25 protein-coding genes, 1 tRNA gene and 2 pseudogenes are annotated in these 26,983 nt (G+C 40.1%); 7 read left to right on the plus strand and 21 right to left on the minus strand.

All coding sequences use genetic code 11. The features are described from left to right. Positions 1-47: 47 nt before the first annotated feature. Entirely contained in the window at positions 48-3,428 is a 3,381-nt protein-coding gene (locus R0K30_RS18215) for a CheR family methyltransferase (RefSeq protein ID WP_410612139.1), read from the minus strand. 144 nt (positions 3,429-3,572) lie between these two features. Here R0K30_RS18215 and R0K30_RS18220 point away from each other — a divergent pair, with 144 nt between their 5' ends. Continuing rightward, complete coding sequence (locus tag R0K30_RS18220; RefSeq protein ID WP_256499428.1) at positions 3,573-4,217, plus strand: spore coat protein; 645 nt, start codon at positions 3,573-3,575, stop codon at positions 4,215-4,217. A gap of 25 nt (positions 4,218-4,242) precedes the next feature. Here the strand turns inward: R0K30_RS18220 and R0K30_RS18225 are convergent, their stop codons facing one another. Next, positions 4,243-5,118 (minus strand): hypothetical protein, encoded by an 876-nt coding sequence (locus tag R0K30_RS18225; RefSeq protein ID WP_099728226.1) that lies wholly within the window; start codon positions 5,116-5,118, stop codon positions 4,243-4,245. Positions 5,119-5,276: 158 nt separating this feature from the next. Then, positions 5,277-5,783, minus strand: coding sequence for a YhcN/YlaJ family sporulation lipoprotein (locus tag R0K30_RS18230; protein ID WP_099728227.1), 507 nt, complete (start codon positions 5,781-5,783; stop codon positions 5,277-5,279). A 153-nt stretch (positions 5,784-5,936) separates the two neighbouring features. Here R0K30_RS18230 and R0K30_RS18235 point away from each other — a divergent pair, with 153 nt between their 5' ends. Next, positions 5,937-6,335 (plus strand): spore coat protein, encoded by a 399-nt coding sequence (locus R0K30_RS18235; protein WP_099728228.1) that lies wholly within the window; start codon positions 5,937-5,939, stop codon positions 6,333-6,335. Positions 6,336-6,561: 226 nt separating this feature from the next. Here the strand turns inward: R0K30_RS18235 and R0K30_RS18240 are convergent, their stop codons facing one another. Beyond that, a complete protein-coding gene (locus tag R0K30_RS18240; RefSeq protein ID WP_367308151.1) occupies positions 6,562-6,726 on the minus strand; it encodes a hypothetical protein in 165 nt (54 codons plus the stop codon). Positions 6,727-6,968: 242 nt separating this feature from the next. Here R0K30_RS18240 and R0K30_RS18245 point away from each other — a divergent pair. From R0K30_RS18245 to cspB, 3 genes and pseudogenes are all read left to right on the plus strand, one after another. Then, positions 6,969-7,649, plus strand: a pseudogene (locus tag R0K30_RS18245) (GGDEF domain-containing protein); the annotation flags it as partial. Positions 7,650-7,662: 13 nt separating this feature from the next. After that, positions 7,663-7,938, plus strand: a complete 276-nt coding sequence (locus R0K30_RS18250; RefSeq protein ID WP_410612143.1) for a GGDEF domain-containing protein — start codon at positions 7,663-7,665, stop codon at positions 7,936-7,938. Positions 7,939-8,149: 211 nt separating this feature from the next. Further along, positions 8,150-8,350, plus strand: coding sequence for a cold shock-like protein CspB (gene cspB / locus R0K30_RS18255; RefSeq protein ID WP_003212277.1), 201 nt, complete (start codon positions 8,150-8,152; stop codon positions 8,348-8,350). A 111-nt stretch (positions 8,351-8,461) separates the two neighbouring features. Here cspB and R0K30_RS18260 read toward each other — a convergent pair whose 3' ends face one another. The 10 genes and pseudogenes from R0K30_RS18260 to queG form a co-directional block, all read right to left on the minus strand. Further along, complete coding sequence (locus tag R0K30_RS18260; RefSeq protein WP_410612145.1) at positions 8,462-8,821, minus strand: hypothetical protein; 360 nt, start codon at positions 8,819-8,821, stop codon at positions 8,462-8,464. A 13-nt stretch (positions 8,822-8,834) separates the two neighbouring features. Further along, positions 8,835-9,359 carry an NAD(P)H-dependent oxidoreductase gene (locus R0K30_RS18265; RefSeq protein WP_230030995.1) on the minus strand — a complete coding sequence of 175 codons (525 nt, stop codon included), beginning with the start codon at positions 9,357-9,359 and terminating at the stop codon, positions 8,835-8,837. Positions 9,360-9,376: 17 nt separating this feature from the next. Continuing rightward, positions 9,377-10,996 (minus strand): DHA2 family efflux MFS transporter permease subunit, encoded by a 1,620-nt coding sequence (locus R0K30_RS18270; RefSeq protein ID WP_099728232.1) that lies wholly within the window; start codon positions 10,994-10,996, stop codon positions 9,377-9,379. Between the two features lie 39 nt (positions 10,997-11,035). Next, positions 11,036-11,668 carry a biotin/lipoyl-containing protein gene (locus R0K30_RS18275; protein WP_099728233.1) on the minus strand — a complete coding sequence of 211 codons (633 nt, stop codon included), beginning with the start codon at positions 11,666-11,668 and terminating at the stop codon, positions 11,036-11,038. Positions 11,669-12,030: 362 nt separating this feature from the next. Next, entirely contained in the window at positions 12,031-13,194 is a 1,164-nt protein-coding gene (gene yhbH, locus R0K30_RS18280; protein ID WP_230030996.1) for a sporulation protein YhbH, read from the minus strand. 140 nt (positions 13,195-13,334) lie between these two features. Beyond that, positions 13,335-15,230 (minus strand): PrkA family serine protein kinase, encoded by a 1,896-nt coding sequence (locus tag R0K30_RS18285; protein ID WP_099728235.1) that lies wholly within the window; start codon positions 15,228-15,230, stop codon positions 13,335-13,337. A 378-nt stretch (positions 15,231-15,608) separates the two neighbouring features. After that, positions 15,609-16,271 (minus strand): annotated as a pseudogene (locus R0K30_RS18290) (YrpD family protein). Between the two features lie 207 nt (positions 16,272-16,478). Further along, positions 16,479-16,952 carry a tRNA (uridine(34)/cytosine(34)/5-carboxymethylaminomethyluridine(34)-2'-O)-methyltransferase TrmL gene (gene trmL / locus R0K30_RS18295; RefSeq protein WP_003211950.1) on the minus strand — a complete coding sequence of 158 codons (474 nt, stop codon included), beginning with the start codon at positions 16,950-16,952 and terminating at the stop codon, positions 16,479-16,481. Between the two features lie 43 nt (positions 16,953-16,995). Next, positions 16,996-17,898 carry an amidase domain-containing protein gene (locus R0K30_RS18300; protein ID WP_099728236.1) on the minus strand — a complete coding sequence of 301 codons (903 nt, stop codon included), beginning with the start codon at positions 17,896-17,898 and terminating at the stop codon, positions 16,996-16,998. A gap of 62 nt (positions 17,899-17,960) precedes the next feature. Further along, positions 17,961-19,109: a tRNA epoxyqueuosine(34) reductase QueG gene (gene queG, locus R0K30_RS18305; RefSeq protein ID WP_410612172.1), complete on the minus strand. Its 1,149-nt coding sequence runs from the start codon at positions 19,107-19,109 to the stop codon at positions 17,961-17,963. An 83-nt stretch (positions 19,110-19,192) separates the two neighbouring features. On the opposite strand from queG, the gene R0K30_RS18310 reads away from it, so the two are divergent. Then, complete coding sequence (locus tag R0K30_RS18310; protein ID WP_249705391.1) at positions 19,193-19,789, plus strand: hypothetical protein; 597 nt, start codon at positions 19,193-19,195, stop codon at positions 19,787-19,789. Positions 19,790-19,887: 98 nt separating this feature from the next. Here R0K30_RS18310 and R0K30_RS18315 read toward each other — a convergent pair. The 7 genes from R0K30_RS18315 to R0K30_RS18345 form a co-directional block, all read right to left on the minus strand. After that, positions 19,888-19,961, minus strand: a tRNA-Gly gene (locus tag R0K30_RS18315). A 127-nt stretch (positions 19,962-20,088) separates the two neighbouring features. Next, a complete protein-coding gene (locus R0K30_RS18320) occupies positions 20,089-20,745 on the minus strand; it encodes a hypothetical protein (RefSeq protein WP_249705390.1) in 657 nt (218 codons plus the stop codon). 80 nt (positions 20,746-20,825) lie between these two features. Beyond that, the gene (locus R0K30_RS18325) at positions 20,826-21,107 is read right to left on the minus strand and encodes a hypothetical protein (protein WP_410612151.1); all 282 of its coding nucleotides are present in this window, start codon (positions 21,105-21,107) and stop codon (positions 20,826-20,828) included. After that, complete coding sequence (locus R0K30_RS18330; protein WP_410612153.1) at positions 21,104-22,009, minus strand: PqqD family protein; 906 nt, start codon at positions 22,007-22,009, stop codon at positions 21,104-21,106. Before R0K30_RS18330 ends, R0K30_RS18325 begins: the two co-directional genes overlap by 4 nt. Continuing rightward, positions 21,993-23,459: a hypothetical protein gene (locus tag R0K30_RS18335; protein ID WP_410612155.1), complete on the minus strand. Its 1,467-nt coding sequence runs from the start codon at positions 23,457-23,459 to the stop codon at positions 21,993-21,995. Before R0K30_RS18335 ends, R0K30_RS18330 begins: the two co-directional genes overlap by 17 nt. Next, the gene (locus R0K30_RS18340; RefSeq protein ID WP_099728241.1) at positions 23,437-24,183 is read right to left on the minus strand and encodes an ABC transporter ATP-binding protein; all 747 of its coding nucleotides are present in this window, start codon (positions 24,181-24,183) and stop codon (positions 23,437-23,439) included. The genes R0K30_RS18335 and R0K30_RS18340 overlap by 23 nt, the downstream gene beginning before the upstream one ends. 116 nt (positions 24,184-24,299) lie before the next feature. Next, complete coding sequence (locus R0K30_RS18345) at positions 24,300-24,512, minus strand: hypothetical protein (protein ID WP_003211695.1); 213 nt, start codon at positions 24,510-24,512, stop codon at positions 24,300-24,302. 1,111 nt (positions 24,513-25,623) lie between these two features. Between R0K30_RS18345 and R0K30_RS18350 the strand changes: the two genes are divergently transcribed. After that, positions 25,624-26,916 carry a homocysteine synthase gene (locus tag R0K30_RS18350; protein ID WP_410612158.1) on the plus strand — a complete coding sequence of 431 codons (1,293 nt, stop codon included), beginning with the start codon at positions 25,624-25,626 and terminating at the stop codon, positions 26,914-26,916. The last annotated feature ends 67 nt before the right edge of the window (positions 26,917-26,983 follow it).

Below are 26,983 nucleotides of genomic sequence, written 5' to 3' on the forward strand. Positions count from 1 at the left end.
AAAGTAAATATTGATGTTGAATGGATTTCATGTAAAACTTATCTCCATCAACTCATTGGAAACGAAATAATCACCCGTGTCCCCTCAAAGCTTTTGCTTTCAAAACGAATGGTGCCGCCATGGCTTTCAATGATTTTAATGGTCATCATCAATCCAAGGCCCGTCCCTTTTTCTTTCGTTGTATAAAAAGGTTCACCCAGTTTCCCCATTTCGTCTTCTGGTATGCCCTTTCCTTGGTCTTCAAATATCAACATCATTTGATTGTTTTTCAGTACCGAGGTCACTTGGATGACACCTGTCACGCCATCCATGGCTTCAATTCCGTTTTTAAGGATGTTCAGGAAAACTTGTTTCAATTCATTCGGTATGCCTTGAATGTTTGGCAGTGACGGAGACAGGTTTTTTTGAATGGACACGCCTTTTAAGACCGCCTGCGATTCAACGACCATGATGACTTCTTCGAGCAGAAGATTGACATGTACCGGCTCGAATTTCACAGATTTGTTTCTAGAAAGCACTAGGAATTCGTTAATAATCGCCTCAAGCCGATTAAACTCTGACATCATCACATCTGCATAATCCTTTTGATACTTTTTACTTTGAATCATCAGCTGTAAAAATCCCTTTAACGACGTAAGCGGGTTACGTATCTCATGGGCAATGCCGGCTGCAAGCTGGCCTACTGCCGACAGCATCTCAGACTTCATCAGCATTTTCTCTGACTGCTTTTGATTTGTAATATCCTCTGAAATACGCATCACGGTTGCCTGCATTTTGTTAGGATCATCAATTCGATGTAAAGAGACTCTCTCCCATCGTTCGCGTCCTGACAAATCCTGAAAGTACAGCTCACCTGTCCAGCTGCCATCTCTTAAACAAACCTCCCATTGCTTCGCTAAATCGTCACATTGACATAGCGAATGGTAGACAGAAAAAATATCTTTGCCGATAAGGTCATATTCATGCTGCTGTACAAACTGACAAAAGCGCTGATTCACACATTGGATAGTGCCTTCCTCTGTTGCGACAACAATATGAATATGGCTGTTATCAAGCGCTGTCACCGCAAGATGAAGTGACTGTTTCATTTTCGTCATTTCCGTCATTTTGATCCATGTCATCACCGCCCCCTCATGATCCTGATCATAGATAGGTGTAATGTGAACAGTGAATTGTTCTCCTTCGTTCGTTTCAATTTCACGTTCGATCACGCGCCTGTCCGATATGACGGATTGAATATCATGATAAAGCGTTTCCTGCGTTAGTTTCTTAGCCATCGACTGAAAGGATTGCTGGTGCCTTATTTGAGCTGAAGTAAATAAAGAGGCAGCTGTAGGAGTGTAATAGCGAATATTCATGTCCCGGTCCACAAACAACGTCGCAAGCTCTGGCTTCACAGAGGGGCGGTACAGTTCTTCTCTTGTCACCTTTAAGTTGTTTATGATATTAATAAAATGTTCGTGTTTTTTCTCAAGCTCCTCTATTTGCGTGTTTTTCGCTTTTAATTGAGCCCTTGCCTCTTGCTCTTTTTGTTTGACTTCATTGAGTTCATTTTCTAAATCGACAATACGCTGTTGATAGACTGAATTCTGATCTAGCATCCCTTTGTCCCTGCCGTTCTTTTGATTTTTTCCTCTCTCATTCATCCGAATAAGAATGACGTATACTCCCTTAAAACGGCGGTCAAAGCTTTTCACGGTAAAATCTGCATACTGTTTTCTGCCTTTTTCCGAAATGAGGACGTGCTGAAACACAACCTCTGTCTCATCTGTCCACACCTTTTGAAAGGTTTGGTTCAACATCTCTTTCATATAATCAGGTATCACATATTCACATGATTGATCTGGCACTTCTGTATGCTCTAGGAAAGAATAGGCACCCTTCGATATCGCCAGGATTTTGTCACAATCATTGATCACCATGCATGCGTCATAATCCTTCCTCACTTCTTGCATATATTGTGCAGCTCGCTCTTTTAACTCCACATAACGAGCATCATGTGTCCAAGGTACATTGTATTTAGGAACGTTTGAATGGGTGTAAATGTTCCACTTTTCATTGAATAAATGAAACAAATGAGGGATATTAGGTACAGTTTCATTTGGCCCTAATATCAACATCCCTTGATCATTTAAAGCATATTGGAATCGGGACAACACTCGTTTTTGTATTTCTGGCTGGAAGTACATCAGAACATTTCGACAACTGATAAAATCGAGGTGGATAAAAGGTGAATCGATCAATAAATTGTGAGGAGCAAAGACAATATGTTTTCTAAGCGACTGCTTCACAATAAAAGCGTCACCTTTTTTTTCGAAATATCGCACCCGCCATTTTTCCGGCATTCTTGCCATAGACTCTACCGAGTAAAGACCTTTACTAGCCATTTGAATGGCTTTCCGGTTGATGTCTGTTGCAAACACTTGAAGTTCAATGGACACTTGTCTTCGCTTCATTTCTTCTAAAAATAAAATCGTAAAGGAATAGGCTTCTTCCCCTGTGGAACATCCCGCAATCCAAATGCGGCATGGAGATTTCCCGTTTTTCATCGTATTTTCAATGATCGACGGAATGATCTTATGTTCACATACTCGAAAGGCCTCCATATCCCTAAAAAAAGAAGTCGTGCCGCTTAGAAGCTGTACATGTAAACGGTCAAGCTCATCTGGTTCCCTTTCTAATAAACGATCGTACTCTGATAATAATGAAATCGGTTGTTTTGCACTCCGCATGCGTTTTTGAATGACAGTGAGCATCCTTTTCTTTTCATAGGTTGAAAAGGCAATTCCTTTATACATTTCAAGACGTTCAATTATTCTGAGCAAGACGGGATCTGCATCATCGACATGCGGGACATTGATGATATTGGCGATATATGCCGCAAGAATTGAAGGATCTTTGAATGTTTGATGATACATGCTGTCAAAACCACTTTCTATCTCACTGCATGATAAGGCTGTACCGCCTTGCTCCACCAATTGAAGCAGTCCGCTCCCCACACAATGGCCTTTTTGAAAAAAGATCGCAAAGGCCTCTTCCTTTTGCACACTGGCAAGTGACTGAAAAAGCGAGTCGACAGAGCAGGCCTTGTTCGTTGGAAGCTGCTCTGATACGTGCAGCCGCTTGTCTTCTGTTAACATGACAAACGCATGCTTCGGACAAAAATAAATCATATTTTTCATGACTTTCTCACCATGCTTAATCGTTTTTGCCCGGTAGCCAATCGGTAAAACAAGTGATTCCAAATCAGTGATACAATCGCCCGTCACATGATTTTGTACAACAATAAAAGAGGCATTTAATTCATGTGGAAACGATTGAAAAAAAGCCTCAAGATGATGCTGTTCAAACGGCGAAACACCGATGCCAATCACTGGTGCCTGCACATGTTCGTCTTCTGTCAAACGATTAATGATTTTGTCCTGCATCTGGTACCCCCATGTTCATTCGTCTGATACTTTTTTTCGACAAAAAGGAAGAAAACCCTCTAATTGTAAATAATGTTTTTTGCATGAAATAAGGAAAACATCCTCACATTAAAACAGAACATATAAATAGAAGGAGGAATCTCTATGCAAAACGATCAGCAGTCATTCGTTCAAGGAAATGCTCAGCAACCTGAATTCAACCATGGTGGGCATGAGTTATTCGATTTACATGAAATTTTAGCAGGCACGATTAATATTTTGGATCAATACATGATCTTTCGGCAATTTATCCAAGATCCTGCATTATCCGACATCTTAGATCGACAATATCAATTCGTTTTGTCGCAGTACAATGTCACGGTAGATTGTTTTTCTACTGGACAAAAGCCTAGTGAAGAAACAACTACTTATATGATGAAAGAACAAACACAGGTGTCATACGGAATTAAACCATCTCAGCCAAAGAAGCCGAATCAGTCATTGCAGGACGTAAAAGACGCAGGGATTACAGGGCATATGCTCGGCCTCGTTAAATCACATGCAGGATTACTTTCAATGACCGCGTTAGAGGTAACAAATCCTGTGGTTAGACGTGTGCTTGCCGCGCAAATTCCGAACTTTATTGAAATGGCATATGAAATTTTCTTATATCAAAACAAACATGGCTACTATCAAGTCCCGCAGCTTTCTACGCAAGACATGCAAGCCATGACGTCTACATTCGCCCCAATGCAGGGCCAAGTTCAAATGCCTCCAAGCAAAGCCAATCAGCAAAAGCCGCTTCATTAAAAAAACGGCTGACCCCTTTCTCTGGTCAGCCGTTTTTTCTTTGATACATCACTTTAAACTGTTCTTCAAAGTCAGTTAGCCGCTGCCCTGTCGCCTGTTCAAAGCCTCTATCAAATCGGCCCGTTTTCGCCGTTTCCTCCATGATCTCATGTATGATGTCTCGTCCGTAAAGCTGGACCAGCTCATAGATCATATAGTAGCTTTGTAAATAAACATCTGTCTCATACGTCATCCGAGAGTCTTGCCAGTCTTGATCAGAATGAAGAGATTGAAAAGGAACGACGTCGAACCGTTCAGACGTGGCATTTAACACGTCATAGGCAGTCCATTCTGCTGTTCCTTCATGGAACCAAAGAGGGAAGATCACTGGAGATACCTTGTATGCATGCACCTTTTCATAGAAAACAAAATGAGCATACTCATGAATGAATAACGTGTTGAAAAAGTATAAAGGCAGTGTCTCTTTCTTCAACAATTCTTCCCGTTTATCTGGGTATAACCCAATCATTTGATCATAATCAGAGTAAAAGCCCGTAATATGCTTGATGCCGGCAAATTGTTCGATCGTGTCTTTATCATCAAAATAAATAATGTCTAAAGGTTTGTCAGGTTCAAACTGAAACACTGACGCTGTCCTCTTCTTTGCCTGATCCAGGGCCTCTATTGTCAGATCCACAAACACGTCCTCTTCCTCTGCATAGTAAATTCTGATATGTTCATAGACTTGCTTATTGAGTCCTTCTGTTAAGACCGTTTTAGGAGAAGACTGCTGCTCTAAATAATGTCCTGTCAGCTGAAACGCAACATAAATCAAGTACGCGGTGAACGCATAAAAAATCAAACCTGCTGCAATCATTCCGCTTACAAGTTTTTTATGAATCAATGACGATTTTGCTTTCATTTACTCCCCACCTGAATTCATCCTGCAACCTCTTTCTCTTTCTATGAAAAAACAAAGATCAACAAGAGGTGATATATTTTTTACTTTATGCAGTCAGGTGCGCGCAAGGTGCGGTTCCAAACAAAAAAGCCGCATATGACATACGGCTTTTGTCGTAGCTATTTTGATTCAGGGAAGACACGTCGAACAGTTTCAGTAAATTCATCGAAAAATCCTGAAATTGGCTCTCCGCTACTAATACGTTTTCCATATCCTTGCATACGATCAACAAAGTCTGGATTAGCGGATACATACACATTATCGATTTGTTGATCCGTTGATTTTACTTTGTCAGAAATTTTCTTTTTCAAATCATCTGTCACATCGCCGTTTTTATTACCTTCAAGCATAACGGCAACAAATGCATTTTTTCCTGTGACAAGCACGTTTGCTGTTTTCACTTCAGACATGTTGGCTACAAGCTCTGACGCCTTGTCTGCCACTTTGACTTTCTGAGGTGTTTGAACATTTGGCTGATCCTGTCTCATGTTGTCGTTCTTATATGTGACATTTTCATACTGTCGATTCATTGTTCCTCTTCGCTCATCGCCTTGATTGTTCATTCCACACCCAGCAGTGATCAATGTTGGAACAAGTAGTAAAGAAAGCATCCATTTCCTATTCATCAATTATTCCCTCCTTTTGTTCATAGGTTTTTCATCCAATCGACTTTTTATGCACACATTTCTATTTCATCAAAATGAATTCATAATTCAGCCTACTTTGGTCATCCTAAACATGATGAAGAAGTATCATCACGATCAAATGGAGGGATTCGTTTGTTTAAGAAAAGAAAAGGCATGAGCACTGGCGCAATGATCGCAGGTTCAACAGCCATCATTGCATTATTTTCACCAGTATTACGAAGAAGGCTGAAAAGCATGACGCAAATGAATATGTCTTCAATGATGAAAGGCAATGATCATCAGCACCATGACTCGTCTCGCCATGAGTCACACTCCCATAAAGAATCAAAAGGAACGGCTGAAGTTGGGCAAATGATCAAGCAAGCATTTACCGCTGTCCAGCCAGATCACACGAACCAGCACCAATCACCATCAAGAACCCATCAGCCAAGAGAGTCTTATGCACAATCTCTTCACATTGATGAAAGTGTCATGAATGTGATGGATGATGAATCTATCCAGCAAGTGATCAATGACATCGAGCACAAATAAATGAAACAGGAGCCTTCATGAAAAAGGCTCCTGTTTATTCTCCTGAAAAATGTTCTTTGTCCATGAGACAAAAGGAAGGCAAAAAAGTGATTTCACTCGTTGTGATGAAGCGGTTACGAGTATCTAATATGAGCAAAAGCTCTTTCTCACCCTTCCGATCTTTTTTTATCTCTACATCTTGCACAGTTTTAACATCATTTATCCCTAAAACGTCTGCGTTCATTTTTCAAACGACCTCTAAGGAAAACTCCTGCATCGCGAGCGACATGGTTACGACAAATCGCTCCTCTTGATCCTCAAATCGAAACGTCACCTCTTGATATTCAATCGGCATCTGTTTTTCAAGCATGCCAACAGGCTGTTTCAAAAAAAGAAAGCCAATCCGTTTCATCTGGGTAGCGTTTTCCTCGCATCTGTTTAAACCCCCTCATCAATGAAATTTTTATTAATTATCCTTTTTCTCTTTTCTTTTGCAACAAATTTTAGTAATTTTAAAAAGGTGATTTTATTTTGCTAAGAGACCTCTTTATTAATATAACAATTCTTGTCACTTTCCATTATTTATTTATGCTTGTGTTTAGAGAGAAGTTTTTAAAGAAAGAAGATACCTTGCTCAGACAACTATGTAAAGGCATGCTTTCTGGGCTACTCGGTGTCCTCATCATGTTTTTTTCTATTAAAGCAGGACCAGCGATCATCGATTTAAGACATATACCTCTTATTTTAACAGCATTTTATGGAGGCATCGCGCAAACGTTCATTGCGGCATGTGTTGTCATTATTGGTCGATTATTAATCGAAACCAACGTCGGTTCTTTCATCAATATTTTTTCCATGATATTTATCGCCACAGCCTCTTTTTTGATTGCTGAACGTCATATCAATCATGTCTTGAAAATGCTGTTATCTATTACGATCAGCAACGTGATCGCAACCATTTTGTTTATCACCATCGCACATGAAATATCAATTGAAATGCATTTCGCTTATTGGATTTTCTCGTATATTGCCGGATTATTTAATTTTTATGTCATTGAGCATCAAACAAAAGCCTATCAGCTGTTAAATTTGTATAAATTCCAAGCTCATTATGACTTTTTAACAGGTGTTTTAAATAAACGGAAATTTGATGAGGTATTAAATGATGCTTTTTCTCTAAAATTAAAGCAGCCTATCCATCAAATGTCCCTTATTTACATAGACATCGATTATTTCAAATCCATCAATGATCAATATGGACATCATGAGGGAGATATCGTTTTAAAAGAAATCGGGACAAGGCTGATCAAAAACACAAGAAGCTCTGATTATATCGGACGGATCGGCGGTGAAGAATTTGCTGTGCTTCTACCGAATTGTTCAGTTGAAAAAACATGGCAAATTGCAGAAACGATTGCGGAGAAAAATTGCGGATCAGCCGATTTATTTACAAAATGGAATGTCCATTCATATCACAGTATCACTTGGGTGTGCTTATTACCACGGAACAAGTGCAGACATCAAACAATTACCGATTATGGCTGATCAGGAGCTCTATAAAGCGAAGCAGTCTGGCCGAAATCAAGTGAGCTTCTCAGAGAGAAAAAGAGGCCAATTAACATAGGCTTTTTCCTCAATTTGTTAGCGCTAATTATTTTTAAAAAAGTTTTCGTATAACAGTTGTTTTTTCCCGCAAACACTGGTAAAGTAAAGGTAATTATTTTTGTTCGTATCATCTTTAAGAAGAAAGTTTTGAAAGAGTTTTCGTCTTTGAAGTTTGTGTAAGAGCAAGAATAGTGAATTTAAGCGTTAAGATCGCTTTAGGAGGAAATTTCATGTTAGAAGGTAAAGTAAAATGGTTCAACTCTGAAAAAGGTTTCGGATTCATCGAAGTAGAAGGTCAAGACGATGTATTCGTTCACTTCTCTGCTATCCAAGGCGAAGGCTTCAAAACATTAGAAGAAGGTCAAGCAGTTTCTTTCGAAATCGTTGAAGGTAACCGTGGACCACAAGCTGCTAACGTTAACAAAGCGTAATTTAAGAGCATCTGCTCTTTTAGCACTTTATAGAGTGAAGGAAAACCGCTCGGCTTCTGCCGGCGGTTTTTTTATGCAATCAAAAAGAGAACCTGACGAGAGGTTCTCTTTTTATTTGTCCTTCTGCTTTAGCTTCTGCAAAGCAGAACGATACATATTATCATTCATTTTTGTCTCTGGTTCTTCTTTTTTGACAGGTGGTTCTGGCTGCTTAAACTTTTGAAGCGCCTGTCTATAGAAATCGTCGCCAGACACGTGTTCGTCCGTTTGAGAAGGCTCTGACGCTTTTTCTTCTTCTTCAGGCTCTACAGTTCTCGCCGCAACTTCTGGCTCACTGCGCGGCACGTCAGGCTGATTAGACACATCTTCTTTGATCTCTTCCTTCTCGACCGAAGCGTGTCTGACATTGAACGCTACTAATCCGATAATGACTAGAACAGCAGCTACTAACGCTACAATAATCGTCGCCAAAAGAACCCTCTCCTTATCGCTTAAATGACGCAGTGACTGATGCTACACGTCTTCCTAATGCTTTCCCGAGTTCAATGCCTTCCGTAGAAATCAATTCATCAGAATCAATTGGACATGTCACACCTGCTCCATAATAAGAGCCGTATAAAGCATTCTCTGGAACATTTCCAGGAAGGCCTACCACAAGCATCCCTTGATGGAACATTGGCGTAATCAAATTGTGCATCGTCATTTCTAAACCGCCGTGCGCTGTAGCAGTTGTACAGAATACAGCACCGACTTTATCAATGAGTTTTCCTTCTGCCCATAAGTAGCCAAGACGGTCAATCCATGTCTTTAATCCAGAACTAATGGTACCAAAGTGACCAGGGCAGCCCCAAATGATCGCATCCATTTGATCAAGCGTGCGAATATCCGCATCTTTCACATGATCAATGAATACTTCAGCTTGCTCTGTTTCACCTGCGCCCGCTGCAATCGCTTCTGCAAGTGCTTTTGTATGGTCACCTTCACTATCGTATACGACATAAATTTTCATGTACGGTCCCTCCACACTTATCTTGCATCTTGGTTTGCTTCCTTAGGTGCTGGAAGCAGCGTCATTTCTTGTTTCTTATGCTGCTGATCTTTTCGTTTTTTATCCTTACGTACATCTCTCAGGAACAAGCTGAGAATGACACCGGCCGCACAGAATAATGTGACCCACATGTAAGCATCATTGATGCCCATCACGTTTGAATCGACCTGTGCTTTCGTAAAGAGCTGGGTGGATACATATTTTTGGGCAGCTTCAGCTGTCATCCCCATATGATGCATCACATTCGACACAGCCGTCTGGAATGAATTCATAAAGAATGGGTCAGCTGTATTCGTTTGATCTGCCATATTCGAATAATGGAATGTTGTCCGATTCGTATAAATCGTCGTGATCAGACTCGTACCGATCGAGCCGCTAATTTGTCTTAATGTATTAGACATCGCTGTACCATGACTGTTTAAATGCTGTGGTAATTGGTTCATCCCAGCTGTCATAACAGGCATCATCAGCAGTGACATACCAAATGCACGTACTGCATACATGAGCACAATGTGACTATAGGATGTATCAATGGTCAGCCTTGTAAACTCGTATGTGGTGACAACAGTAATCACCATCCCCACAATCGCAAGCGGACGAGGTCCAAATTTATCAAACAAGATCCCTGAAATCGGGGACATAATCAGCATCGCAAGTGCCCCTGGAAGCATTAACAGACCCGATTGCAATGCAGTAAACCCAACGAGGTTTTGCAGATAAATCGGAAGTAAGAACATTCCAGTGTATAAGGCAACGGTAATAATGATATTAATGACACTTGATAATGAGAAAATGCTGTATTTAAACACGCGGAAATCAAGCATCGGATTATCAGCTTTTAGCTGTTGGAATATAAAGAGAATGATCGCAATCGCACCAATCATAATCGTCGATAAGACGATCGGATCTGTCCAACCATCACTCCCCGCTTCACTCACTCCGTATAGAAGCGAAGCAAAACCAACGATTGAAAGAATCGCACCAAGGGTGTCCAGCTTGATTTTTTTGGGCTCTACAATATTTTTAAACATAAAGAAAGCCGCGATAATGACAATCAAACCGATTGGTACAAGGCCATAAAACATAATACGCCAAGAATAATGTTCAATAATGTAACCAGATAATGTTGGTCCTACAGCTGGTGCAAACATCATCGCAAGACCAAAAATCCCCATTCCTTTCCCCCTGTTTTCCGGAGGGAAAATAAAAAGGATTGTTGTCATGACAAGCGGCTGCAAGATACCGCCACCGATTGCCTGAATCAAGCGGCCAATGAGCATCGTAGAAAAGTTCGGTGCAATACCGCAAATAAAGGTACCAAGTGTAAACGAGATCATGGCTACTAGGAATAAGCTGCGCTGTCCAAAACGTGTGATTAAAAACGCGGATAGCGGAATCAGCACACCGTTGACAAGCATGTAACCTGTTGTAAGCCACTGAATGGTCGTCGCACTGACATTAAATTCAGTCATTAAATGGGGCATGGCTACGTTCAGAAGCGTTTGGTTTAAAATCGCTACGAACAAACCGGCCATTAAAATGATCAGTAAAGACAAGGAGCCTGTTCCCTGTTTTGTCGCTGCAGGTTGATTTGCCATCTCAGACAACCTCCTTTCATTTTTTAATATCAATCATCATTAAGATGAAATTTTGACAGAAGCATTCATACCTGGAAGTACTTTGTCAGATGGGTTTTTAATTGAAATCTTGACTGCTACTTTTTGTGTCACTTTTGTATAGTTACCACTTGAATTTGTTGCTGGCAGCATGTTGAATGTTGAGTTTGTCGCATAACCAATTTGTTCAACAGTTCCTTCAAATGTTGTATCAGAATCACCATCTACCACGATGTCGACTTTGTCACCTTTTTCAATGTTCTTAATGTCTGTTTCTTTGATATTTGCTGTGATATAAAGCTTGCTTAGGTCAATTGTTTCACCAAGAACTGTACCTGGCTGCACTTGCTGATTGTTTTGTACTTCTTTTTTGACTAATGTGCCATCAGCTACTGCTTTAATGTTTGTTTTTGCTTCCCCTTCAACTTTTGCAACTGTGCTGTCTTTTTGCACTTCGTCACCTTCATTGATATCCCAGCCTTTGATTTGTCCAGCTGCTGGTGCTGTAATTTGATACATATCACCTGTCACTTTTGCCTCGTCTGTTTTTACAAAGTTTGTGCTTTCGTAGTAGTAATAAGCACCTCCGGCAATAATAGCAAGAATCACAATAAGGCCAATAATATTCGTTAGTAATAAACGCCCTCTGTTCATGTTTTGTTTCTCCTTTCATGTATAAAAATATAGTGTCATATGCTTTAGCAAGCTTAGAATGCCCATCATCTGACAGAATATGAAACAAGCTCATAAAGCTGACATTTCCCCTTCATCTACTCCGCTGAAAAATGGTGTGCAGCCCATTTATACTTATTGTTCACTCATGAGCAAAGAGCAGAAAAAGAAGAAAAGACGATCGGCATCTTTTTTGAAAAACTTATATTTAACAAGATTAAATATTAATAAATGTAAATTGAAATGTCAAAGAGAAAGTTTTACTTTTTTTCTGGTGATCCCTTCCTTTTCCACACAAAAAACCTTTCAGCCCTTATGCTGAAAGGTTTTTTCAAATGTGCTATTTAAGAAAGAACTTCTTCCTGCTGAAAAAATTTTTTTAATGCGAGAAAAACGTCTGATTTTTGCTTTAAAATATAATGCTTAAATTTCTCATCCTGAATATGCTTATATGCTGACATTAACGTAGAGTGCCGGTTGTATTGATTCACTTCACCATAACAGAATAAGTTGGCTTTTTTCATAATCTCTTGAACAAGCTTCACACACCGCGCATTGTCTGAGGTCAGATTGTCACCATCAGAAAAATGGAAAGGATAAATATTATATCGTGACGGCGGATATCGTTCGTCTATGAGCTCTAGTGCCTTTCGATAGACAGACGAGCAAATGGTCCCCCCGCTCTCACCCCGTGAGAAGAAGTGTTCCTCTTCTACAACCTTCGCCTCCGTATGGTGGGCAATAAATTCAATATCAACCGTCTCATACTTTGTCCGTAAGAAACGTGTCATCCAAAAGAAAAAACTCCTCGCCATATATTTTTCCCAAAGTCCCATACTTCCGCTCGTATCCATCATCGCCAAAACGACGGCTTTCGACTCTGGTTTGGTCACTTCATTCCACGTTTTATATTTAATATCCTCTGGGTAGATTGGATAAAAGGAAGGACTTCCCGTCATCGCATTTCGTTTAAATGCGGACAGCATCGTTCGTTTTTTATGGATATTTCCTGTTAAGCCCGTTTTGCGAATATCGTTGAATTCAATTTGCTCGACAATGATGTCGTCAAGCTCCTTTTGTTTCAGGTTTGGCAGTTCTAATTCACGAAACAGCGCTTCCTCCAGATCCATTAATGAAACTTCTGCTTCGTAATAATCCTCACCTGCTTGATCTCCAGCACCTTGCCCCTTCCCTTGCCCTTGCTTACTGTCTGATCCATCACGCGCGACAACATCACCAACCTGACTGTCTCCATCCCCTTGACCCACATGCTTATTCTTGTCGTAGTTGTACCGAATTTTATATTCATCTAATGAACGAATCGGAATTTTGACAACATCTTTTCCATTAGACATGATGATGCTTTCCTCTGTGACAAGATCCGGCAAATTGTTTTTAATCGCCTCTTTGACTTTTTTCTGATGACGCTGCTGGTCGTCAAAGCCTTTTCGATGGAGGGACCAGTCTTCCTGAGAAACAATAAACTGACTTTTTTCTTGCCGGGACATCCATCCCCCTCCTCACCTGTTTGCGCAATTCTTCTAACTATCGATTCCTTTATCGTATGCTGCCGTCATCCAAGATGACGATCATTTCTAAAAAAGACATTACCGGTGCGGATGTGCGCCAATAATGCCTCCTTCATTTATTAACGATTCAGAAGACTGCCTACATATTTTAAGAGTTCATTTGCACTTGTTGAATTATAGCCATGCTCATCAATCAATCTAGCCACTACCTCATTTACCTTTTTCAGCTGCTGTTCATCTGGTGTCTTCGTCGATGTCGTAATTTTGACCACATCTTTTAGATCGGCAAATAACTTCTTCTGAATCGCCTCTCGTAATCTCTCATGAGAATTATAATCAAAACGCTTGCCCTTTCTCGCATAAGCCGAAATACGAATGAGAATTTCTTCTCGGAATGCCTTTTTGGCATTTTCAGAAATACCGATCTGTTCCTCAATTGAGCGCATAAGCTTTTCATCAGGATTCATTTCTTCACCAGTTAACGGATCACGCAGCTTGTTTTTATTGCAGTAAGCTTCGACATTATCTAAGTAATTATCCATTAGTGTTTTCGCAGACTCCTCATACGAATACACAAATGCCTTTTGAACTTCTTTCTTCGCAATATCGTCATACTCTTTTCGCGCGACAGAAATAAAATTCAAATAACGCTCCCGATCTTCACTTGAAATGGATGGATGCTGATCAAGCCCTTCTTTTAAGGAACGAAGCACATCCAGTGCATTGATCGATTCCATATTCTTTCGAATAATGGTGGATGAAATTCGGTTGATCACATAACGCGGGTCAATTCCGCTCATCCCTTCGTCATGAAATTCCTTTTTCATCTCATCTATGTCAGCAGATTGAAAGCCTTCGACACTTTCCCCATCATACAGACGCATTTTTTTCACCAAATCAATATCAGAACGCTTTGGCTCTTTGAGTCTCGTCAAAATAGAGAACATCGCTGCCACCTTCAGCGTATGCGGTGCAATATGAACGTCTGAAACATCACTTTCTGAAATCATTTTATGATAAATCCGTTCTTCCTCTGTCACCTTTAAATTATAAGGAATCGGCATCACAATAATTCTTGAATGAAGGGCCTCGTTCTTCTTATTTGAAATAAACGACCGGTACTCGGTTTCATTCGTATGAGCGACAATCAATTCATCCGCACTAATCAAGGCAAATCGGCCTGCCTTAAAATTTCCTTCCTGCGTTAATGAAAGAAGGTGCCACAGAAATTTCTCATCACACTTTAACATCTCCTGAAACTCCATCATCCCGCGGTTTGCTTTATTGAGTTCTCCATCAAACCGGTATGCACGAGGGTCTGACTCTGATCCAAATTCAGCAATGGTTGAAAAATCGATGCTGCCTGTTAAATCGGCAATGTCCTGAGATTTCGGATCAGACGGGCTGAAGGTACCAATGCCGGTCCGTTTATCCTCTGAGAAAAAGATCCGCTCAACCCTTACATCCTCAATTCTGCCGCCATATTCCTCTTCCAGTCTCATCATATTCAGAGGCGACAAATTCCCCTGCACACGAATACCATATTCTCTATAGAAATCCTCCCGCAGATTTTGCGGAATGAGATGAAGCGGGTCTTCATGCATGGGACAGCCTTTGATCGCATAGACTGCGCCATTGTCTGTCAAGGAATAGGCTTCGAGTCCTCTTTTCAGCCTTGTTACAAGCGTCGATTTCCCGCCGCTTACCGGTCCCATCAATAATAAAATACGCTTCCGCACATCTAATCGCTTTGCAGCAGGATGAAAATATTCCTCCACTAGCCTTTCCAGTGATTCCTCTAATCCAAAAAGCTCCTGATCAAAAAATTTGTAGGTTCTGACCCCATTCTCCTCTTCAATCCCGCTGTCTTTAATCATATGATAAACGCGAGAATGAGCAGATTGAGCGACAAGTGGATTTTCCTTAATAATGTCTAAATAATCGCTGAATGTGCCTTCCCATTTGAGACGCTGCTCTTCTTCTCTGTGCTGTTCAATTTTCTTTAAAATATCCATATGAACCTCCTCTTTCAAGATTGAAGCTAGTAATCAGATACTGTTTTACAATCTATGCGCAGGCGTCCTATTACATGCTTTCGTTCTTCAAAATGACGAATTGGCAAACTGAATTGACAACCATCCGCAATACCCTTCATAATAAAGGAAAAACAGGAGAAAAATGATCTTCTTCTCCTGCTTTTCAAGGCGAACTTCACATCATATGAAACAGGCAGCGGACAGGAACAAAGGGATAAGGGGGAGCTTATATGAGAACGGTCATTATGATGGGCGTCATCATTACGTTTTTAGTATCCATTTTCACAGCTGGCTACGAAGGCAAGCCTGGTAAATGAAAAAAAGGATGTTCCATTAGCGGAACATCCTTTTTTTCATTTAGTTCATTGTTTTCAGCACTTGCATATTCACTGTATTACCTGACACCTGAATCGAAGTAAAGTCTTGCGTATCTATCACCAGTGTGACTGCTCGATTATCTAATGTGATATCAGTAAAACGAGTAGAGAAGTTTGCCCGAATATCTTTCCGATAAATATCGTCAGTCACTGCAACCGTCGAAAGTAATTTCCATTTGGTCACAGAGATAATGTTTGAGTTTTGAATTTCTGTGATAATGCGCCCTGTATAACCAACATTGTTTGTCCCCCAGAAAATCGCTCTTCTATGTCCATTCAAATTTTTATAAATGGTCATTTGAACAGTACTTCCAGGCTTAAATCCTTTTGTATACGTAAAATTACTATGTTCTTCGATATATGTTTCTTGATTATTTGTTCCTACCTTCATCGTAGGTTTCCATACATTATAGGTTGGACTGTATTGAAGACCAATATCCGCTTCTTTTGATCCTGTGAATCCAGAATAAATATAAGCTGCCCCTTTAGACACACTCATCGTGGAAGGAAGTTGAATTTTTGTGACCAATATAGATCCATTACTATTGATATAGGTACGCCCGCCAATTCCTTTAGATCATTGCGCTGCTCCTATTTCCTGCGTCTGAGAAAGACCTGGGATACTGACTGGAACGATCCCCATTAAAATAGCTGAGATAATGGCACTAGTAATCAGTTTTTTTCATCTCATTATTCATCCTAATGGATTCATCATTTTTGAAAATGCAATCTATCATCATATCTATTTTCAACATGTTAAAAAAAGTATAAATAAGTCATATTTTTCATCACCCTGATTCTAATCTCACATAAAAAAGCCGAGATGGGTATCTCGGCTTTCATCATGATCTTATATGAGATCTCGATATTGCTGCTGGCGAAGTGCCTCATAAACAAGGATCGCTGCTGTATTCGATAGATTAAGCGAACGAACATGCTCTGTCATCGGTAAACGAAGACAGCGGTCCATATTTCGTTCAATCAAATCTTTCGGCAACCCACTTGTCTCTCTGCCAAAGACGAAGAAATAGTCTTCATCTAACTGAGAGTAATCAAACGTTGTATGCGGCTTTTGGCCAAACTTTGTGATATAGAAGAATTGCCCCTTCGGATGGGCCTCAAACAATTCATCGAGTGAATCATGATAGACCACATTGGCATACTTCCAATAATCGAGTCCAGCACGCTTCAGCATTTTGTCATCTGTCGAAAAACCAAGCGGACGAATCAGATGAAGTGTTGTATTTGTTGCTGCACATGTACGCGCAATATTTCCAGTATTAGCTGGAATCTCTGGTTGATATAAAACGACATGAAGTCCCAAAAAAGTTCACCTCTAATTTTCTTTTCCGCTCAACATTATACCATTAACTATCCTTTGCGGCATCGTCCAAAATGTGAAAAAACGTATAACGAATAGCTGGTGTATAGGCAGTTGAATCCTCATATGACCAAAACCGCATGCGGCTGTCATACGTCTGTGCATTCACAAGAGGCATTCCGCCTTTATCATGATCAACAACAATGGTTGTATGATTATACCTTCCATCACCCTCGAAATCGTAGCAAATGACATCACCAATTTGAAGCTCCTGCGCTTCTTTTAGCTTCTTTGCCCTTAAGCCTGCTTTAGAATTCGCTAAATAGTTTTTCATCGAATGAGCCACCGTCCAGCTGTAGCTCCACGTATGTGGACGCACCCACCAGCCAGACCCGCGATTCGGATACCCTCTCGTTGGCGCATTCCCTGCTTTCAAGCATTGTGAAATAAAATTTGTACAGTTATCTTCAAAATTCTTGTAGGCTGGATTCCGTTTATTCCAGTACGTCTCCGCATATTGCACGGCTGCCCGCCGATCATAGTGAAAGGCTCTCCCGAATTGTTCCTCGTTCTGGAAGCGCTCATCCACCCGCTCCTCCTTTTGCCGTTCCTCCTGCATCATGCGATCTTTGACAAGCATGTCGTTATAAAGAAACGCTTCTCTTTTTTCAACCTGTTCCTCCAAATAAAAAGAATCGTCTACATCCTTACAGACATAAGTGAGATGAGCAAGATATTGCACATGCTGAGCCCCATCATCCTGAATTGTTGAATCTAGAAGCTTTGTTTTTGCCTTTGCCTTCACAATCTCAACCTGTCTTCTAGCAAAAAGCTCCTTTTTTCGTTCTACTGCTTCCACATCAGACATGAGCTGCGGCTGTTTGATCGCACTGTCATTTAATAAATACGCCAGCCTGTCTTCTAACGTTTGCGCTAATAATTGTTTCACACAGACACCACCAAAACTTTTTTTAAAACCTCTGTTTGGTACATTCTATGTTCATAGGGATGTTATTTAGTATTTAAAGGTGTCTGTAATAGCTCAATCCCTTTGATCATCTCTTGTTTCGCTTCTTCATCACTTTCCCGCTCAAGAGCTTTTTCCAGCTCTGAAAGCTGCTGCACGTCGCCAATTTTGCCAATGGCCCAAGCGGCCGTGCCTCGAATGACCGGCCTTGGATCCTTGTGCATCAATTCAATCAAAACTGGTAAGGCAGATGCGTTTTTAAAGTGAGCGAGTGCCAAAATCGCATTCCGCTGAATGGGCTTTTTCCCCCGCCATGATCCTGATACATGACCGTATTTTTCCTTAAACTCACGATTGCTGATCGTAAGGAGCGGCTTTAAAAGCGGCTTTGCAATTTCAGGGTCCGGCTCCATTTCAGGATGCAGATGAAAGTCTTTTCCTTTATTGATCGGGCAAACTATTTGGCACGTATCACACCCATACAAGCGGTTCCCTATTTTCGAACGGAACTCGTCAGGTAAAAACCCTTTTGTCTGAGTTAAAAACGAAATGCACCTTTGAGAATTCAGCTGTCCTGGATTCACAAGCGCACCTGTTGGACACGAATCCACACATTTATTGCACGTCCCGCACTGGTCTTCAATTTTCTCATCCGGTTCAAATGGAACATTTGTAATCATTTCAGCCAAGTACACATAAGAGCCGAACTCTGGTGTGATAATCATACAGTTCTTTGCACTAAAACCAATGCCAGCGCGTTCTGCTACAGCACGATCAGACAGTTCCCCTGTATCCACCATTGATTTTGTTCGTATATCGACATGCTTGCTCCGCAAGAATTCCTCGAGCATATCAAGCTTTTTTTTCAATACAACATGATAATCCGTTCCCCAAGAAGCCCTGCAAAAGATTCCTCTTCTTGCATCCTTTGTACTTCGAGGGGCATCTTTCATTTTGGAAGGATACGCGAGCGCTATTGCAACAATTGATTTGGCCTTTGGAAGCAGCAAAGAAGGGTTTGTTCGTTTTTCGATATCAGGCTCTTCAAAGCCGGACAAATACCCTAACGATTCATGTAAGATCAGGCGGTCCTTTAATGAATCAAATGTATCAGCACTTGCAAATCGAATTTTATCGACACCAATTTCTTTCGCATATTGAATCAATTCTTCTTTTAATTCTCCAACATGAATCACCTTGCAAACCTCCTTTCTTTGTTTCTTCTGTTGTTTTCAGTATAATACGAGTGTATCATGACCGATTGGAGTGAGTCACTGTGAAGATACATATGGAAATTCCTTATCCTCAAAGCCCGTCTATCCATGTTGGACAGATTGAATATTCACATATTGAAGTCGGTAAATCACCTCAAATGTTAAAAGGTCGATTACGCCTGTTTCAAGAGTCTTTGTTTTTTGAATACGAAGATAAAGCCTTGAAAGAAGTACCTGCGATCAAAGAATGGACTGAGCTTATAGAAGACATTCCTTTCCTTCCACTTCTTTCTGATATTCAAAAGGAACAATTTATTGACTCGACCAATTCCGTACAGGATTTGTCGATATTTTTCTCATTAAAATATTTCTTGCCCATCCTGACATTAGATGCCGATCGCCTAAAAGAGCCACTTTCACTTGCAAAAAATGATGCTGGTCACATCGAATGGCAGGACGAAACGGGACTTAAAGGGTTATTTTCTCAAGCAAGTAAAGCACAAATTTCTCAAGACACAAAGAACATTCTTCAAATCATCCTTTTCCCGCCATCTATTTCCCGGGAAAAGAGTGAAGCTCTTATACAATCCTTGACGAAGATGTTTATACAAATACATGGTGGAGAAAGCAAATATGAACTCATTGAAAAAGCACTGTAGCTGACAGTGCTTTTTTCACATTATACTGACATAATAAAAAACGCAACACTTCGTTTATCTAAGAAACGAAATACTGCGTTATAAACAAAATTATGTATTGGAGCGGGTGATGAGAATCGAACTCACGACATCAGCTTGGAAGGCTGAGGTTTTACCACTAAACTACACCCGCATCAATCTTTTAAAAGCAACGTCATTGCGTTGACTTTTATTATGTTACAACTTTCTTAACAATTCGTCAAGAGAATATGAAGATTTTTCGTCAAAAAACTTCATATTCTCCATATATATTAAGATAGTTATTTATCTAGCTGGACATAAAACAAGTATGCATGTGACATATTCTTCAACGCTTTCTCTGGGTTCTTTTCGATTGCCTCAAGCATTGGTAAATTCCCATCTTTCCCCATTGCAGCTGTATACGCAATTAGTGCTTTTTCTCCTGAAGCCACTTTGACAGATTCAGATTGTGCAGAAAAAACATAATCACCTACTTTGAATGGAAAGCTTGAAGTCGCTTTTATCATTCCATCATTCTTCTTGTCTGACCAAATACTAAATTGTGATTCGTATATATCTTTCTGATGATTCAGTTGTAAGAGCACATTCATCGTTTGATCGGTTCCATCCTGATGTAAAACAAAGGTGGCAGATGATGCTTCCTTATCAACTAATCGACCATTTTTGTAATGACTCCCAATAAAAGTGATACTCTTATTCTTCTTCGTTAATCCCTTTAGGGTAAGAGCCACCATTTCATTAGTGGTTGTGGCATCTAGTAAGCTTTCTTCTTTCTTTGTCAGTTTCATTTTTTCAATTGTTACTTGATCCTTAGATACGGGTTCTGTTTCTTTTTTAGATACTGTCTTCACTGTCGTTGTTGTTTCTTCGGCCTTCTCACCGCATCCTGCTAATAGAAAAACAGTGAACAAAAGTATGCTCCATTTTTTAATCATTGATATCCCCTTTAATATTTTTCATTCTTTATTATACTAAAATTTGGTTGAGCATACAAAAAAAGATTAGGAAAATTCTCCTAATCTTTCGCTTTTTTCTGTTTCATTGCCAACAGCAATGCCACAATGAGAAAACTCGCTGCAAAAATCACAATCATATAAATAAAAAAGTTTGGCTTGATCTGAAAAGTAAACGCTGACGAACCTTCCATCTCAAAAGCGAGACTGTTAAATAATAATGCATCATTTGTTTTTGATTGAAATAAATGATAGAACAGTACACCAATTGTCAGCATCGGAAAGCCTAAGAATCCTAGGAAACCACCAACTATAGCACCTTGTTTCATTGCCTGAACGTTCATGATCGTTGTCCTCCCATTCCACGAAGCAATAGCTGCTTCATAATGGATTTACCATCCCCCATAAACGGAAGAAGATAGAGTAATTGAATAAAATACGTAATTGAAAAAATAAAGAAACCTGTCGAAATTGGATTTTCTTTCAGAAATAATACGGTCACAATGATTCCAGCTGCCCCAATCACACCAGGGAGAAGCGGTCCAAGCAGCGTAATCCATACCTGCTTTTTCTGAAACGGATCTAATACAGGTCTCACAAATTTCACAGACATCATATCACTCGCAAAAAAACCTTGAGGACCATCCCGTCCCGCAAACTTCCGATGTGCATAACCATGTGCTGCCTCATGCAAGGCCGTCCCGGTAATTAATCCGAAATAAATAATGGAAAAATAAATCGCAATGGCTGCAATCGATGGATCAGGGATGAATAAAAAGGCGATGCCTGCCATGACCATGAAAAGCACCCAGAAAAAGATGATTTTACGCATCACCATAAGCAAGGCCGTCCCCAATATTTGAAGAAATGAGTGGCCTGTGCAATCAAATCGTTCCTTCATCTTTACTTGATACTGCTTAAAAAATTGACAGCAGGCTGTGACAATCCGATATGGTGATTGATAATGAATAGACAGCAAATGATGCTGATTCAGCCCCATCATCAGCTGATAAAAATCACGAGCAATGACAGACTCATCGACCTGAAACAAATCGGCTAGCTCTGCCGTAATACTCGCTTCTGTCCTCTTGCCGTCCACTTTCGTTAACATATGATAGGCACTTTCATTAATCGGGAGTGTGCTTCCATACTGCGTATCAGTGAGATGCCTCTTTTGTAAGGTCACATAAGGCCCAAGAGCCGGTACCCGCTCAATCTTTAGCTTACTGTTAAGAAGTTGAATCATGTGAATACCTCCATGAAAAACCTTTGTATATGGCAAAGATGAGCAGACCCTCAAAAGCAGCCACAAGCAGCCACTGAAGCGTTTGACTCGACTCCCCTATGACATAGTTTCCAATAAAAACAATTGGAATCATAAGTAAAATAAGTGCTCCAAATGAAAAAATGCCTGTGTATGGATTGTTCCGATCAAGAGGAAGTAAAATACCTACCACATAAAAGAGCGCAGTAGCATTGCATAACACAGCGGCCCCAATCAATACGTTCCAAATCTGATCAGGGAGCGTCAGTGTTGTCAGCATGAATAAAGCAATCTGCATCACACCAACGAGCAGAAGTCCAATAAACTTATACAGAGCCACTTCCCACGACATTAGGCCAAATGTTTTATACATCCCTAGCATACGTTTATCATTGCCAAATGAATTAAAGGCTGTTAATCCAGCAAGAGCACATAGAACAAAAAACGCTTCTTCTTCAAACCGGAATCCAAACTGATAACGGACGAATAAGATCACAATGAGAAGAATGAGAAAGTTTAAAATGTTTTCTTCATTTCGCACCTGTGATTTGATTTCCTTTACAATAAGTGACCATTTTTTTGAAGAAGAGAACGGCAATTTGTTTAAAAAGGTTAACGCTTTTTTCTCTGCCATAATCGGCATCATCGCAAGAGAAAGAAATGCGCCGCCCGCTGATAAAAGGATGAACAGAATCAAAATTGCATAGTATACCCCTTCTGGAGACATCCCTTGTGCTGCAAGGAAAAACGGTGCTGTAAAATACATTAAATGATAATCAAACTGAATATATGATTGCTGAATTTGGCTGATATCAAAATGCGTCAATCCATACGCCACAACCAGTGCCAATAAAACAAAGATCGCTGCAAATTTTTGCAACGGTAATTTTAATTTTAGAACGAGCAAATAAGTAATGTTATAAATGAGCTGCAGCAGCATGAAGACAAAAAGCGATTGCAAAATCACCATCAAAAAGAAAGTAAAGATAAAGAAAATTCCGATTCCCTGGGCAATAAAGTTAGGTAAAAGCAGGATACCGATAAAAAATAAAACAAGCCCTGCCACCACTATCACCATCGGAATGAAGTATCCAAGACTTTTCTGAAAGGTAGAGAGCGGGAACCAGCTGAGCTGCATAGAAAACCGGTCTTGTTCAGGCGTTCTGACCTTGATCAGAACAAATAACAAGCTTGTAAAAATAGATGCATTGATCGCCATCGACACAACCAATAATCCAAGTGAACGTTCATCTCCATTTAAGAAAGCCTTCATAAAGACACCAGTAAAACTATATCCAATGATGGCCCCCATTGTGACTGCAAACAAAAAGAATAAGACCACAATGATTCGCTTCGTTTGAGTATCAAAGAGCTTATACATCTCCTGCTGCCACATTTTAAGCATCATTTTAGAAATGATTAATGATTTCATCAAAATGTGCACCCCTATCACTTAACATTGAAGCTTTCAGAAACACCTGTTCCAGTGTGCTTGATTGATACTTTTCCTTTAAGGCTGAGACTGTTCCTTCATCCATTTTATTTCCCTTAGAAATAATGGCGATTTTGTGGCACAGCTCTTCCGCTGAAAGCATATCATGCGTTGAAAGCAAGATTGCACCATGGTTCTCGGCATAACGCTTCATCAGTTTCTTTGTGTTTATAACCGCTTCAATATCAAGTCCTCTAAAGGGCTCATCCATGATCACCAATTGACTATCAAGCATAAAGGCGGCAATGAGCTGTGTCTTTTTTTTCATACCATGTGAATACGTTTCGATCGGTCTTGATAAAGCCGAGTCCATATCAAACAGTTCAATTAGTTGATTTCTTCTATGAATTGTTTTACATTCATACATAGAAGAAACAAAATCTAAATATTCAGCACCAGTCAATGCTTCAGGGAGCAACAGGTCATCTGGAATATAGGCTACTTGTTTTTTAAAGGATGGGTCATCATTTGTGACGTCCTGCAAGTGAATCGTTCCTTTTGTATGCTTAATGATGCCGAGTATACAATTAATCATCGTTGTTTTACCAGATCCATTCGGTCCAGCAACAGCAACGATTTGATGAGGGGCAACCTTTAAATGAAAATCATTGACAGCAGTCACATTATTTTTATACGTCTTGGTTAAATTCTCGATCGTAAACATATAACCTCCAAGTGTCTGCATATTCTTTTAAAAACAGATCAGGCTAAACCGCCCGCCACAGACGGTTTAGCCCTGGTGTCATATCATAGAAGTAAAAAGATGAATCCTAAGTATAGCTACTTACATTCAATTTGGACTTTTAAGCCACTTTCCCACTGAACGGCTCCTGTAAAGCTACCCTTGCCGTTTGCTAAACACCAAACTGCTGCTCCTAGAACAACTGTTGCTCCCAATCCAAGAAGGACTGCAACAAATACTAAGAACCAAGCTTGGTCCATAATAGCAGGTTCCATAGTGGAATAGTCAACTTGCGGCGCTGCATAAGTCATACTTTTCACCTCCCAGCTTATGATGATCGTATCATAGGCGTCACACTCCAAACATCAACAGAAGATCCCATTTTTGACCGAACATACTTTCGATTAAAACGTGACTTTTTATTCAATTATTCACTCCCAACTGGATGAACCCTCTCTTTTTCACTAGTTTTTACCACAACACAATACCTACAAAACCCATATAATGGCATTGATTCCATCTTTTTTCTACTTTTTTTCAAATAGTTCATTTTCATCATCTCTTCTATATGTTCTTTCATTTTTGTGAGATAGAAAGAATTCCCCCGATATATCAGATATAAAAGTCCTGATTTCATGTCGTTATGTCACCAATTATGAAATATTTACTGATAATTCCGACAAAAGAGTGGGCATATTTTCCTTCTTCTCTTGTCACCGAAAATATGTATATACAAGAAAGTGCCTTGGGAAAAAAGCCCTTACCTGCTTCAGCAGGACACAACATATGACTCGCTTCCTTTCGATGAAAAAAGAACAGCAGCCTAGAAGTGACTACTATACTTTTTCTATATTTCTGAGAAAATTGCGGCAGAGGCTCTATCAGAAAAATAATTGTTCCCAATGATTTCACCAGCAATCATAATTGAAATTGTCAATGAAACCTCGATCCCTGTTGTCATCAGACATATACACAGTAAGTCCCTTAACCTAAAAAAGTTATTTTGACCTTATATGCTTTTCATCAATTCGATCGTAAATCGCTTCTATTCGTTCTTTCTTGATTGCTGTAAATCTCATATTTGTTCTGCTCAATCAAAATGTCTAGTGTGAGATCCATATGTTTTCTGTATTTTTTTCGTTTTTTCTTTTTTCCAAGTTCATCTTCCCTTCTGATTAAAATAAAAAAAGGCCCTTCACTCATGCTTGAGTGATAGAGCCTTCGGTTGACCGATCAGCCATTCTTGGTGATGTTTTCAGTATGCTTATGTTGATACATATTATTCCGACCTGTCAACTATATTTATTGTTTTTTCAGATTTATCTAAAAAATGATTGACCAAGCATGAAACAAGATTTATAGTCTTATTAAATATTTCTTATCAAAGTAGTTGGTTTTATCTAACAAAAGGAGGATACACACATGTCAGAAGAACTTCAATTTCGTTTAGAAACAAAAGCCATTCATGCAGGTCAGGAACTTGATTCAGCAACCTATTCAAGAGCCGTGCCTATTTATCAAACAAGCTCTTTCGGTTTTAGGGATAGTGAGCATGCGGCGAATTTATTCGGACTGCAGGAACCTGGAAATATTTATTCACGTATTATGAACCCTACAAACGACGTATTTGAAAAAAGGATCGCTGAGCTTGAAGGTGGAATTGGTGCACTTGCTGTCTCTTCTGGACAAGCAGCCACTACGTACTCTATTTTAAACATTGCAGGAGCCGGGGACGAAATTGTATCCTCCAGCAGTCTTTATGGAGGCACCTACAATCTGTTTGCTCATACCCTAAAAAAGCTCGGGATTACAGTGAAATTTGTCGATTCATCCAATCTTGAAGAACTTGAAGCAGCGATTACGGATAAAACAAAAGCAGTGTATGCAGAAAGCATCGGGAATCCAAAAGGCGACATTTTACATATTGAAGCCGTCTCAGCCATTGCACACAAACACCATATTCCGCTTATTGTGGACAATACGCTCGCCAGCCCCTATTTATTAAGACCTATCGAGTTTGGCGCAGACATTGTCGTCCACTCAGCGACGAAATTCATTGGCGGACATGGCACATCAATTGGCGGTGTCATCGTCGATAGCGGCGGGTTTCCTTGGGCTGACAGTGATAAGTTCAAAGGGCTGACTGAACCAGATCCAAGTTATCATGGCCTCACGTATACTGAAGCGATTGGAGAAGCGGCCTATATCACAAAAGCACGTGTACAGCTCTTACGTGATTTAGGCGCAGCACTGTCACCTTTTAACTCATTTTTGCTTCTTCAAGGCTTAGAAACATTGCATTTACGTCTTGAGCGGCATAGTGAAAATGCGTTAAAAACAGCGCAATTTTTACAGGATCACCCTTTTGTAGAGTGGGTAAGCTACCCTGGTCTTGAAGGCCATGAATCCTATGAGCTGGCTCAAACATATTTACCAAAAGGACAAGGTGCGATCCTCACATTCGGTATTAAAGGTGGACGAGAAGCAGGTAAAAAGCTCATTGATTCCGTGCAGCTTTTCTCACATCTTGCAAACGTGGGCGACTCTAAATCACTGATCATTCATCCTGCCAGCACGACACATCAACAATTAAGTGAAGATGAGCAAAAGGCGACAGGCGTCACACCAGAACTCATTCGTTTATCTGTTGGAACAGAAGCGATTGAAGACATCCTTGCAGATCTTGAGCAGGCGATTGCAAAAAGCCAGTCTTAAAGAAACAGAAAAAAGCACACGGCTGTGTGCTTTCAGCATGTAGACAACCCCTCGCATTCGGTGTCAG

The sequence above is a fragment of the Bacillus sp. SIMBA_154 genome, from assembly GCF_046536015.1.
GTDB classification, from domain to species: Bacteria; Bacillota; Bacilli; order Bacillales; family Bacillaceae; genus Bacillus; species Bacillus pumilus_P.

Coding starts and splice junctions, on each gene's coding strand:
- R0K30_RS18340 (WP_099728241.1), bottom strand. CDS start 24,183: ATGTTTACGATCGAGAATTTAACCAAGACGTATAAAAATAATGTGACT.
- R0K30_RS18325 (WP_410612151.1), bottom strand. CDS start 21,107: ATGAACGTTCAGGCAATGAAACAAGGTGCTATAGTTGGTGGTTTCCTA.
- R0K30_RS18330 (WP_410612153.1), bottom strand. CDS start 22,009: ATGATTCAACTTCTTAACAGTAAGCTAAAGATTGAGCGGGTACCGGCT.
- R0K30_RS18240 (WP_367308151.1), bottom strand. CDS start 6,726: ATGAAACGGATTGGCTTTCTTTTTTTGAAACAGCCTGTTGGCATGCTT.
- cspB (WP_003212277.1), top strand. CDS start 8,150: ATGTTAGAAGGTAAAGTAAAATGGTTCAACTCTGAAAAAGGTTTCGGA.
- R0K30_RS18285 (WP_099728235.1), bottom strand. CDS start 15,230: ATGGATATTTTAAAGAAAATTGAACAGCACAGAGAAGAAGAGCAGCGT.
- R0K30_RS18270 (WP_099728232.1), bottom strand. CDS start 10,996: ATGGCAAATCAACCTGCAGCGACAAAACAGGGAACAGGCTCCTTGTCT.
- R0K30_RS18345 (WP_003211695.1), bottom strand. CDS start 24,512: ATGACTTATGCAGCGCCGCAAGTTGACTATTCCACTATGGAACCTGCT.
- R0K30_RS18230 (WP_099728227.1), bottom strand. CDS start 5,783: ATGAATAGGAAATGGATGCTTTCTTTACTACTTGTTCCAACATTGATC.
- R0K30_RS18350 (WP_410612158.1), top strand. CDS start 25,624: ATGTCAGAAGAACTTCAATTTCGTTTAGAAACAAAAGCCATTCATGCA.
- R0K30_RS18275 (WP_099728233.1), bottom strand. CDS start 11,668: ATGAACAGAGGGCGTTTATTACTAACGAATATTATTGGCCTTATTGTG.
- R0K30_RS18320 (WP_249705390.1), bottom strand. CDS start 20,745: ATGATTAAAAAATGGAGCATACTTTTGTTCACTGTTTTTCTATTAGCA.
- R0K30_RS18335 (WP_410612155.1), bottom strand. CDS start 23,459: ATGAAATCATTAATCATTTCTAAAATGATGCTTAAAATGTGGCAGCAG.
- yhbH (WP_230030996.1), bottom strand. CDS start 13,194: ATGTCCCGGCAAGAAAAAAGTCAGTTTATTGTTTCTCAGGAAGACTGG.
- R0K30_RS18220 (WP_256499428.1), top strand. CDS start 3,573: ATGCAAAACGATCAGCAGTCATTCGTTCAAGGAAATGCTCAGCAACCT.
- R0K30_RS18215 (WP_410612139.1), bottom strand. CDS start 3,428: ATGCAGGACAAAATCATTAATCGTTTGACAGAAGACGAACATGTGCAG.
- R0K30_RS18225 (WP_099728226.1), bottom strand. CDS start 5,118: ATGAAAGCAAAATCGTCATTGATTCATAAAAAACTTGTAAGCGGAATG.
- R0K30_RS18265 (WP_230030995.1), bottom strand. CDS start 9,359: ATGAAAATTTATGTCGTATACGATAGTGAAGGTGACCATACAAAAGCA.